Below are 11,387 nucleotides of genomic sequence, written 5' to 3' on the forward strand. Positions count from 1 at the left end.
AATCCGGCCTCTTCAAGTTATATTATTCTGCAATAGCCTGATTGGCTGTAATTGCTGCCAGGCTCACAATATCACTTACCGAGCAGCCACGGGAAAGGTCATTAATGGGAGCAGCCATTCCCTGCAACACCGGCCCAATGGCTTCGGCATGAGCCAACCGCTGTACCAGTTTGTAAGCTATATTTCCTGTTTCCAGCGAAGGAAAAATAAATACATTAGCATGGCCGGCAATCTCACTACCAGGTGCTTTCTTTTTAGCAATTTCCGGAATAATGGCGGCATCAACCTGTAATTCTCCGTCAATTTTCAAAGTTGGATCTTTTTCCCTGGCTAATTCAGTGGCTTTCACCACCTTATCAACCATTTCATGTTTTGCACTCCCTTTGGTAGAAAAGCTCAACATGGCTACACGGGGTTCAATACCTAACAGGCTCCGCGTTGTTTGTCCGGTAGCAACAGCAATTTCAGCAAGTTCTTCCGTGGAAGGATAAGGATGAACGGCGCCATCAGCAAAAACAATAATGCCATCTTCCCCAAACTCTTTGTCTTTCAGCACCATAATAAAAGCACCCGAAACCACGCTAATACCGGGTTTTGTTTTAACGATCTGGAAAGCAGGACGTAAAACATCACCTGTTGCATTCTCGGCTCCTGCCACTTCACCATCGGCATCCCCGTTTTTAATCATAAGGACAGACAAATACAACGGATTCTCTACCAGTTGAGAAGCCTGTTCTCTGGTGAGTCCTTTCTTCTTTCGTAAATCATACAGCAAGTCGGTATATTCCTCCTTCTTGTCATGGGCTTTCGGATCAACAATGGTAGCTTTGGAAATATTTTTTAAAACGTGCCTGCGGGCTTCTTCTTTAATGGCCTCAGGATTCCCAATAAGAATCACATCAGCAAACCCTTCTTCAAGAATTACATCAGCTGCCTTAAGGGTTCTTTCTTCAAGACCTTCGGGCAAAACAATACGTTTTTTATTTTTAGCGGCACGCTCCTTCAATTGATTAACAAAATCCATAGTTATTTAGTATTTTTTAGTTATGCAAAATTAGTGGATTTGCACCGATTTCACCTGCTTTTTATCATTATTTAAGATGTTTAACAACAGAGCTTAATCGGCAGACAGAAATACAACCATCCTTTCTAGCTTAATGGAAGTTACACTTTTTTTGATTATAAAACAACTGCCACTAAAAGTACAAACCTCCCTGCCGAAAAAACCAAAATATCCACCATTGTTTGTTAACTTTGCAAAAAAGATAGACATTTTATGAGCGGTTATCCACCACTGGCAGAACGAATGCGTCCACAAACCCTGGAACACTATATTGGGCAGAAACACCTTGTTGGCGAAGGTGCAGTATTGTACCAGATGGTATCTTCGCAACGGATATCCAGCATTATCTTATGGGGCCCTCCCGGTGTCGGGAAAACTACTTTGGCCCGGATTATCGCCCACCAACTGGAACGGCCGTTTTATGTACTGTCAGCAGTCAACTCAGGTGTTAAAGATGTTAGAGAAGCCATTGAAAAAGCAAGAAAAGCCAGGTTTTTCAATTCAGCTTCACCTATTCTTTTTATTGATGAAATTCACCGTTTCAGTAAATCACAACAAGACAGCCTGTTGGGGGCCGTAGAGGAAGGGGTGGTTACCCTCATCGGCGCAACCACCGAAAACCCATCCTTCGAAGTCATCTCTCCCCTCTTGTCCCGTTGTCAGGTGTATGTTTTAAAACCACTGGAAAACGAAGATTTAATGGTGCTTTTCGAAAGGATTTTCCGGGAGGACACTGTTTTGAAACACAGAACCGTAAAGTTGAAGAATGACGAGGCACTATTCCGATTTGCAGGTGGTGATGCCCGAAAATTTCTTAATATCATTGAGCTCATCACAAACTCCTTCAACGAAAATGAAACTATTGAAATCACCAATGAAAATGTAACTCGGCAATTGCAGCAAAACCCGGCTCAATATGATAAGAACGGGGAAATGCACTACGACATTATTTCTGCATTTATCAAATCCATCAGAGGCAGTGCCCCCGATGCAGCAGTATATTGGCTGGCCAGAATGGTAGAAGGCGGAGAAGATCCAAAATTTATTGCCCGCAGGCTTATCATATCGGCATCAGAAGATGTCGGCCTGGCAAATCCAAATGCCCTTCTATTGGCCACCAACGCTTTTGAAGCCATTAAAATGGTTGGCTGGCCTGAGGCCCGCATTATTTTGAGTGAAGTTACCATCTATCTAGCTACAAGTCCCAAAAGTAATTCTGCTTATATGGCAATCAACCAGGCCCAGGAAGTGGTCAGAAAAACAGGAAACCTTCCCGTACCATTGCACCTTCGCAATGCCCCAACAAAGCTTATGAAGAAGATGGACTACGGGAAAGAATATAAATATCCGCACAGCTTTGACAACAACTTTGTAATTCAGGATTATTTACCCGACGAACTGAAAAACACAACTTTATTTGCACCACAAAAAAATCCACAGGAAAGTAAAATTACAGAGCGGATGAATCAATTGTGGAAAAAGAGTTAACTGAAGGTTCGTACAGAAAAGAATAAACACATAAGAAACATAGGGTAAAAACAGTGATCAGGCCAAACCGGGTAAAGTATATTTAAGCATCTTGAGTTTTGGCTCCAAAATTGAGATATTGCCAGTTTTCTAACCAACCAAAATATAACGAAATACACCACAAACTAAAAACACATTGGTCATGAATATAAACACCATCCCAAAAATAAAAAATACCGATAGCGGACAGTTTTTCCTGCTTGCAGGCCCATGTGCCATCGAAAGCGAAGAAATGGCCCTTAAAATTGCCGAAAAAGCAGTTAAAATCACAGATAAGTTAAGAATCCCTTATGTATTTAAAGGATCATACCGGAAAGCCAACCGGTCACGAATAGACTCTTTTACTGGAATAGGGGACCAAAAAGCTTTAAGAATTCTTAGAAAGGTATCCGAAACATTTGATGTTCCGGTCATTACCGATTTTCATTCGGCAGAAGAAGCAGAAATGGCGGCCGAATATGTAGATATATTGCAGGTTCCTGCTTTTTTGTGCCGGCAAACCGATATTCTTGTAGCAGCTGCAAAAACAGGTAAAGTGGTCAGCATCAAAAAAGGTCAGTTTCTGGCCCCTGAATCCATGATTTTTGCCATTGATAAAGTGAGAGACAGCGGAAACAATCAGGTAATGGTTACAGATCGTGGAACAACTTTTGGATATCAGGATCTCATAGTGGATTACAGGGGTATTCCCACCATGAAAAAGATGAACGTTCCGGTTGTGTTGGACATCACCCACTCGCTTCAGCAACCCAATCAGGTTTCAGGAGTTACCGGAGGCCAACCCGAATTAATCGAAACAGTAGCAAAAGCAGGTATTGCAGTAGGTGCAGATGGCATTTTTCTGGAAACCCATTTCGATCCGGCCAATGCCAAAAGTGACGGGGCCAACATGTTGCATTTAGATCATCTGAAAGACCTGCTTGAAAGACTGGCAACCATTAGAAATGCGGTAAAGGACTTTTAAAAATCAACAATTAGGTTGTCCAAAAAGTCATGGGCTTCGTGTTACTTGTCATCCTGAACGAAGTGAAAATTCTCATTGTCAATAATCTACAAGAACTCTGCCCACGCAACACAAAACAATGTAGTGACTTTTTAGACAGCCCCATTGTTGCCAAATGGAAATCGGCCCGGTCTTAACCAAACCAGTTATTTTTTATAATACTTTTTAGCCTCGGGCATGAACTCATGAAGTTTTCGAATTCGTGTTTCATCCGAAGGGTGTGTGCTAAGAAATTCTGGTGGGTTCTGCCCCCCATTGTTGGCCATACGTTGCCAGAATTCAACAGCCTCCTCGGGATTGTACCCTGCCATAGCCATAAAAATCAAGCCCAGTTGATCAGCCTCTGATTCGTGCGTACGAGAATATGGTAGTGTGTATGCCAATTGGCTCCCAACACCGTAGGCAGCCATAAATATGTTCTTTGTCTGTTCTGGTTTTTCCTCAGTCAAAATAGAAACGGCGGTACCTCCTAACTGAACAGTCAATTCCTGGCTCATACGTTCATTTCCATGGCGTGCCACCGCATGAGCAATTTCATGTCCCATTACCACAGCCAATCCCGTCTCATTCTGCGTAACAGGCAAGATCCCTGAATAAACAACCACTTTTCCTCCAGGCATACACCAGGCATTCGGTGTATCATCATCAACAAGATTAAACTCCCAGGCAAAATCCTCTATTCTCTTTTTCATTCCATGCTCCGAGAAATAAGATTCAACGGCAGCAGCAATCCGTCCACCAACCCGTTTAACCAATTCAGCTTTGTCTTTATCGCCAGACAATTGGTTTTCTTTCAGGAACTGATTGTATTGAGAAAAACTCATTGCCAGCATCTCCGATTCAGGAAGCATATTTAGCTGCCGGCGTCCTGTAATGGGTACCGTGGAGCAGGAATACCCGAAAAAGGCCAGAAATGCAATCATTACGACCTTTTTAACCATATTATGTACCATTTTCAAAAGTTTTAGAGATTTCCACCTCAGTTTAAACGTCACTCTCAATTATTATAACAAATATTACGCTTAAATGCTCAAAAGGCAATAAAGAAAAACATTTGTGGATTAAAAAGACCGAAACTTTGATATTCATAAATTATCACTATTATCCGGAGAAGCTTTTGTTGAAAATAGATTGCTTTCCAGATAAACCGGGACAAGTTGCATTGCTCGCAATGAACAAATTAGGTATGGTAGATTCCGCTTCGCCTTTGACTATAAAATGGTGGATGGCCCCTCAGCTCTGTGCATTACTTGTCAAAGAATCCTCCAAACCTAATCAAAAATTAACCTTTTCTGCGGGACTTTAATAATGGGCATCACCCTTGTCATACATTCATTATGCCCCAACCTTTTTTGGGCCAATTACTCAAGATGACAAGGTTTAAAAGGTTTTAAGCAGATTGGAGGGAGTTACTTTTGTTTTTGGTAATTTTATGCATCTCATGAAGAAAACTCATGAATAATAAAGGCTAAACGCGGAGACAGTACCTCTCAAAGTTTTTTAATTGAGAGTAGAACTAAAATTCGTGACGATCGGTTTTGTTTGACGAGAAAGCAGTGTAAAGAAAAGAGAATTGAGGAACAGTAGATTCAATCTACAACTCTTTCAGTAATGAATTTTCAGTAGATTCTGCCAGCATTTTATCAAAAAGATCAATCTTCTTTTTGATAACTCCAACCGAATCAGACCTTCCGATTATTGTTTCGGAATAACCGGTATTTTCGAGACGGTGCAAAACCCCAATCACATCCATCTTATTGATATCGTAACCTGGCAACAAAACAGTATCTTCTTTACTATCACCCTCTACCTCAACCAAAATTCCGGCTTCAAAAAGCTTGTAAACCAGGTCGGTTACCAACCTAATAGGCAAGCGCAGGTTTTCAGCCAGTTCGCTAACAGAATGATTTTTCTCTCCCCTGTCAAAAGCATTTACTACATATTTGACAATTAGTAAAGAAACCAATTTGTGTGCATAATTGCTCATATTTCTTGTGTCCACTTCAAACTCGAAACTTCGTTCATTCTGAAAAGCAAAAGAAAGTTCTGCACCAAAAAAGACAATCATCCAACTGGTCTGCATCCAAACCAGGAACAAGGGCAGCGCAGCAAAACTTCCATAAATGGCATTGTATTTAGAAACGCCTACCTGAAAGTAAACATATCCGTACTGAACACCCAAAAACAAGGTGCCGGCAATGATTCCTCCGAAAATAGCTGAACCAGCTTTAACTTTTGTATTGGGCATTATCATGAACAGTAGGGAAAATACAAGCCAAATCATGAAATAGGGAGCTACCCAAAGTACAAAGTTACTGGCATAACTTACCATTTGAATGTCACGCAAACTATTGGCAACAAAAACAACCAGGCCACTGGAGGTACCCAGCAACAAAATCGCAATCATCATCACCGAAACATAATCGCTGAATTTTCTAATAAACGGACGTGATTTTTTCACATCCCAAATATCGTTAAACGACTCCTCAATGCTATTCATCAGTCGCATTACGGCAAACAGTATCACCACCAAACTAATACCGGCAATCATGCCTCCCTTTGTATTGTCGAGATACTCAAGCGCAAAATCCTGAATCCAGGCCACCACCTCTTCATGTCCTGCCAAACGTTTTTGCAATTCTCCTTCCAATGCTTCACGAAAACCAAACCCCTTCGCGATTCCAAAAGCCATTGCAGCAATAGGAACAACCGACAACAAGGAGAAAAAAGTTAATGCTGAAGCTTTCACTTGACACTGGTCGATGATAAAGCGCCTTACTGCCAGAGAAAAAATACGAAGCCCACGAATCAACCAGAACTGTCTTTTTGAGGTATCATCACGCTGAATACGCCATATATCTTCAAACAAAAAGACTTTAATTTTATTGATTAAATTCGCCATTGACTACTCGTGGTTTGTTTGTTGTGGTTAAAAGAAGCGTTTTTTGTGTTTAGAGATTGCTTCGGGACGAGCCCTTGCAAGACCTCTTTTCACTTTTATATGAAAGAGGTTGACAGATGGCAGGGCGGCTTCTCTGCCCTGCCATCTGTCAACCTCTTATCTGTCCCCCGGAGGTTCCGTCATTGAGAGAGCCATGTCCAAAGCAATCTCCAAAAATACACATGCGACTATAAACTTATATCAAGTTCACCGGACTATTTGCACTTATCAAAAATTAAAAAACAGCAAGCCTGTAAGCCGGATTCTGTTACCCCAAGGGGTTCCTGTCATTGATCTGCGGCTACAGTCACCTGCAGCCTTTAGCAACCTACCCTTCGCGGCATCCATAAAAAGGAACCGGAGCGAGCAGCTCCGTACCAAAAGGTACCGTGATATACATGGTCTTGCAACCCGCGGGATGTACGGCTTTCGATGTCACCACCGAAACCGGTGGGCTCTTACCCCACCTTTTCAACCTTACCCTGAGGCGGTTATTTTCTGTTACACCTACATGATCTCACGACCATCTTCCCGTTAAGAAGCGCGGTGCTCTGTGTTGTCCGGACTTTCCTCCTGCCATGGGCAGGCGACAGGCCGGCTTGCTGTAAATGCAAAGTTATTAATTTTTTATTCAATTTGATAAGGTCGGTACTTTTCAATCGGCACCAAATGTGCCTGAGGATATCCCTCTCCCTTTACCCGCGAAAGTTCATTTACTGCCTCTTCTCCAACATATTCACCTACGGTATAGCGATAGATACGGTCGCTGAGATAAAACTCCATAACGTCATCAAGACCCTCAAATTCACTCACATAAACAGGATATCTATAGGCGGCAAGCTGAATCGTATAAACTGTATTTCCATCAGGCCTAAAACCTCCACTACCCGTTCCTGATGAACCATTTAAATTATACGACCTTATATCCACTACAAAACACTCACTATACCCGAGACCTTTTACCCTGGATATTTCAGCACGTGCCTGGGCGGCTGAAGAAAAGGAGCCAACGGTATATCTTACATAACCATCTGCACACTCATACTCATTTGCCTGATCAATATTTTTAAAGAAAGAAGAACTCTGAGGAGCCTTCTTCAGGGCAAGAATTTGTACGGCAAAATAAGGAGCAGAAATCTCATTAACAGGAACAATTTTTTTTGTTGTTCTCAGTTTAGCCAATTTATCCGCTCCGACTTCAAACATCAGCGATTGTATCAAAATAATCGCACCTACAAGAGAATATTTAAGTATTTTCCTCATCGTTATCAAGTCTATATATTCAGTTCAGGGTTACGCTCTTAATCTAACATTTTCCAGACGACAACCTCAATTCTTCTGTTGGCAAGGTGTTCGCTTTCATCACACAATTTACCGCGCTTACATTTATTAATCAAATAACGTTCACCATAACCCCTTGGAATCAAATTTTGACTTTCAATTCCTTTTCCCATCATGATTTCCTTCGCATTTTCAGCAACTTTTTGAGAAGTAAGCAGATTGTTGTATTTATTTCCGCGGGCATCCGTATGTGCATTCAGTTTGACCACTGCACGAGGGTGGTTTTTCAGGTAAACGGCAAGTTGATCCAGCACTTTCTGTCCTTCGGCAGTAATTGTTTCACCGCGATACGGGATAACCATCGTCCCAATATCATCCAGCTCCACATCATCAAAAATTGGAGTAAGCTCCACGCCGTTTCGTGCAATGTCTTCCAACTCCATAATATCCACCAACATATTGCGGCTATTGAACTCCTCCCCTTTTGAGATAGTGATATTAAAAGATTGATTTTCTTTTCGATATTCATCGGGAATTATTAAATGAACTTTCCCATTCCGGTCGGTCGTTCCACGAACCACCAGTGCATTGTCGACATTATCTTTAACAACAATAAGCGCATCGGGTATTTGGGTGCCGTTAAAAGTACTGCTTACGGTGGTACTAAAAGCGTCAGGATAAACAGACAAATCAATTTCTGGTTCCGGCAGAGGATCAGACTCTACTACTGGTGTGGGTACAACTTCCGGCTCCGGTTCCGAACTTCCCTGGTCGACAATTAACTCACCCTCATCATAAATTATTCCTCCCATAGGAACCATTTCTTCTTCACTATCTGAGTTTTCTTCCTCTTCGCCTCTTGGCTCCACATAAAAAATCGCATCAGTTGTTCCACTTCCCAGTCGGTTGGAAGAAAGAAATCCTTGTTGTGGATCTTTAGGGTCAATGACATACCCAAAATCATCTTTATTGGAGTTATATGGTTTCATGAGGTTTACAGGATTAGCCCAGGTAGTTCCGCCCTCATGCTCAGCTTCAAAAATATCTAAGCCCCCAAAACCAAGGTGACCATTGGAGGCAAAATACAATTTATAATCTTTACTCACAAAAGGAAAACGTTCTTCCCCAAAGGTGTTAATTTCGGCCCCAAGGTTACGAATCTGCCCAAACTTGCCATTTCCACGGCGTTCGGCAACATAAAGATCGGTAGCACCGTGTCCGCCACTCATATTAGATGAAAAAATCAGGTATTTATCATCAGGAGTCACTGCAGGATAAGCACAGTCATATTTATCACTATTAATACTCAGTTCTTCTTCATTCCCCCATTCTTTTCCGTCGAAGGATACCCGAAATATTTTAATGCGGCTGTCTCCGCCTCTAACCCTTACACTTTTGGTGTAATACATTATTTTTTCATCGGAAGTAAAAGCAATAGCCCCAACATGATAGTCAAAAACAAGATTTTCAGAAAAAAGACGTTGATCCTGCATTTCACCATCTTCAATAGGTGAATAATATAAATTCAGGAAAGCTCTTCCATAACGATCCAGCTCATCACTATTTCCTGAAGAGGACGAATAAACAACCCCATCCTTATAATACTGAATACCAAACGACTGCCCATAGGTTGCTAAATCGGATGGGTTAACATAGACCTCTGTACTAAACTCATCATTTTCGATAGCAAACTCACATGATCGGATCAATTCCTGAATTTGAGCAGGATTGCCGATTCCCTCGTTCAAACAACGCTTGTAAAGGTCAATCGCGCCCTGATAGAATCCAATTCGATGGGTGGTTTTTGCATAAGTAAATAAATCCTGCCCTTTGAGCTGCGGTTCCAACTCCATATACATGTTAAAAGCATCATCGATATTGTTGAGTTCAAAATAGCAATGCGCAATCCGAATCCGGGTCTGTACACTTAAATCTTCACCGGCATCACGCGCTTCTTCGAACAATTCCAGGGCCTTAAACCATTCACCATCTTCAAAAAAACTATTACCACGCCGGACTTCACGGCTTTGGCCCAAAACCGCAACTGTGACCAGTGAAAAAAGTAATAACAGTGAAAAAAACTTATTTAGCTTCATAAGACAAAGATTTCAGTAGAGAATGGACTGATTAAAAATATCTGATGGAACGCATCCCCGGTCTTTTGCTGAATGAAAAATCAAACTGAAGACTGATTTCATGGGTTCCATAATTATTAAACTGATTCAGCTTACTTATCGGATAGTCGAAAGAATACCGCACGGTAAACTGATCATTTATGATATATTCACCCAAAAATACAACATCCGAAACGGTTCTGTAAGACAATCCAAGCCAAAAACGTTCCATAAACATCACATTTGCAGAAACGTCAAACTGCAAAGGGGCACCGTACACCTGTTTCATTAAAAGCGTAGGCTTAATCCTAATATCTTCAAGTTCGAAAACATACCCCCCATATAAATAGGTATGCATATTTTTGGGATCCAGCTGATTTTTAAACTTATCCGCATTATTATCGAATTGATTACTGAAGAATTTCGGAATGGAAAACCCGATAAAATAGGTATCGGAATAGAAATATGCTCCAAAACCAAAATTCAGGGCAAATTTACTCTCCTTACTGTAAAAAACAGGATCACCATATTCTTCAACAACAGCTTTTGTTCCGTCGTAAACCAGAGAACTCACCCCACCCTGCAAACCAAAGGAGATAAATCGGTCTCGTGTGTCCAACTGAAGCTTGTAAGAAACCGCTCCAAAAGCATCAAATGTATTGCTAAAACCAATATGGTCGTTCACTAATATCAGTCCCACACCCAGGTCTGTATCCTCGATCGGCCCATGCACGTTTAATGCCTGGTTCATAGGTGCTCCTTCGAATCCTAACCACTGATTACGATGAATAAGGATGCCACTAATAATGTCGCGTGTTCCATTATATGCAGGGTTCAGTAAACCCTGATTGGCAATATAATGGTTAAACTGATATTGGTCCTGAGCACGACTACTCAACGCCGTTAACACAAGGAATGCCAATATAAATATCATTCTTATCATAAGAGTCGGGTTTTGTTAAAGGATGCTGCTCAAACAAACAGCATCCCATAATCAAATTATCGTCTTAGTTCTATAAATCCGTTATATTCTTTGGTTTTAAGAATCGTTCCTACAGTCATCTTAACCGAAATGACATAAAAATATACACCGTTTGGAAGCTCTTCTCCTATAGAAACCATATTGCTTATATTTGATTTACCGTCCCAATCGTTCTGGTACCTCCTGCCCTCAGATTCATATACCAGATTTCCCCAGCGGTTGAATACTGTAAGTGTTATTTGCCCTTCATCAGGAATACCACTCAATACAAAATAGTCATTCATACCATCCCCATTGGGTGAGAATGCATTTGGTATCAGAACCTCCTCGTCGTTGGGCAATTTTTCATTTCCAACAATCACGGTAATTAAACCAGTGTCAATTTTAGAATCCGGACATACTCCAATGTTAATGGTGTACCTCACAGAATCTTTACCAACAAACCCTGCAGGACGCGTGTACTGAATAAATGGAGA

9 protein-coding genes and 1 other RNA gene are annotated in these 11,387 nt (G+C 41.3%); 2 read left to right on the forward strand and 8 right to left on the reverse strand.

Annotation, left to right across the window (positions count from 1 at the left end):
• Positions 1–22: 22 nt before the first annotated feature.
• Positions 23–1,024, reverse strand: a complete 1,002-nt coding sequence (pta, locus tag QZZ43_RS15625) for a phosphate acetyltransferase (RefSeq protein WP_291861345.1) — start codon at positions 1,022–1,024, stop codon at positions 23–25.
• Between the two features lie 252 nt (positions 1,025–1,276).
• Here pta and QZZ43_RS15630 point away from each other — a divergent pair, with 252 nt between their 5' ends.
• Positions 1,277–2,551, forward strand: coding sequence for a replication-associated recombination protein A (locus tag QZZ43_RS15630; protein WP_291861347.1), 1,275 nt, complete (start codon positions 1,277–1,279; stop codon positions 2,549–2,551).
• A gap of 181 nt (positions 2,552–2,732) precedes the next feature.
• Entirely contained in the window at positions 2,733–3,554 is an 822-nt protein-coding gene (kdsA, locus tag QZZ43_RS15635; RefSeq protein ID WP_291861349.1) for a 3-deoxy-8-phosphooctulonate synthase, read from the forward strand.
• Between the two features lie 185 nt (positions 3,555–3,739).
• Here the strand turns inward: kdsA and QZZ43_RS15640 are convergent, their stop codons facing one another.
• The 7 genes from QZZ43_RS15640 to QZZ43_RS15670 all read right to left on the reverse strand — a co-directional run.
• Positions 3,740–4,546: a M48 family metallopeptidase gene (locus QZZ43_RS15640; protein WP_291861351.1), complete on the reverse strand. Its 807-nt coding sequence runs from the start codon at positions 4,544–4,546 to the stop codon at positions 3,740–3,742.
• 641 nt (positions 4,547–5,187) lie between these two features.
• Positions 5,188–6,495, reverse strand: a complete 1,308-nt coding sequence (locus QZZ43_RS15645; protein WP_291861353.1) for a YihY/virulence factor BrkB family protein — start codon at positions 6,493–6,495, stop codon at positions 5,188–5,190.
• A 277-nt stretch (positions 6,496–6,772) separates the two neighbouring features.
• Positions 6,773–7,140, reverse strand: an RNA gene (gene rnpB / locus QZZ43_RS15650) — RNase P RNA component class A.
• 21 nt (positions 7,141–7,161) lie between these two features.
• On the reverse strand, positions 7,162–7,797 hold the full coding sequence (locus tag QZZ43_RS15655; RefSeq protein WP_291861355.1) for an SPOR domain-containing protein: 636 nt from the start codon (positions 7,795–7,797) through the stop codon (positions 7,162–7,164).
• 38 nt (positions 7,798–7,835) lie between these two features.
• Positions 7,836–9,911, reverse strand: a complete 2,076-nt coding sequence (locus QZZ43_RS15660) for an OmpA family protein (protein WP_291861357.1) — start codon at positions 9,909–9,911, stop codon at positions 7,836–7,838.
• Between the two features lie 31 nt (positions 9,912–9,942).
• Positions 9,943–10,872 carry a type IX secretion system membrane protein PorP/SprF gene (locus QZZ43_RS15665; RefSeq protein WP_291861359.1) on the reverse strand — a complete coding sequence of 310 codons (930 nt, stop codon included), beginning with the start codon at positions 10,870–10,872 and terminating at the stop codon, positions 9,943–9,945.
• A 56-nt stretch (positions 10,873–10,928) separates the two neighbouring features.
• Positions 10,929–11,387, reverse strand: a 459-nt coding sequence (locus QZZ43_RS15670; RefSeq protein ID WP_291861361.1) for a gliding motility-associated C-terminal domain-containing protein, incomplete at its 5' end; no start/stop codon positions are given.

This window comes from Marinilabilia sp. (assembly GCF_016278715.1).
Taxonomy (GTDB): domain Bacteria; phylum Bacteroidota; class Bacteroidia; order Bacteroidales; family Marinilabiliaceae; genus Marinilabilia.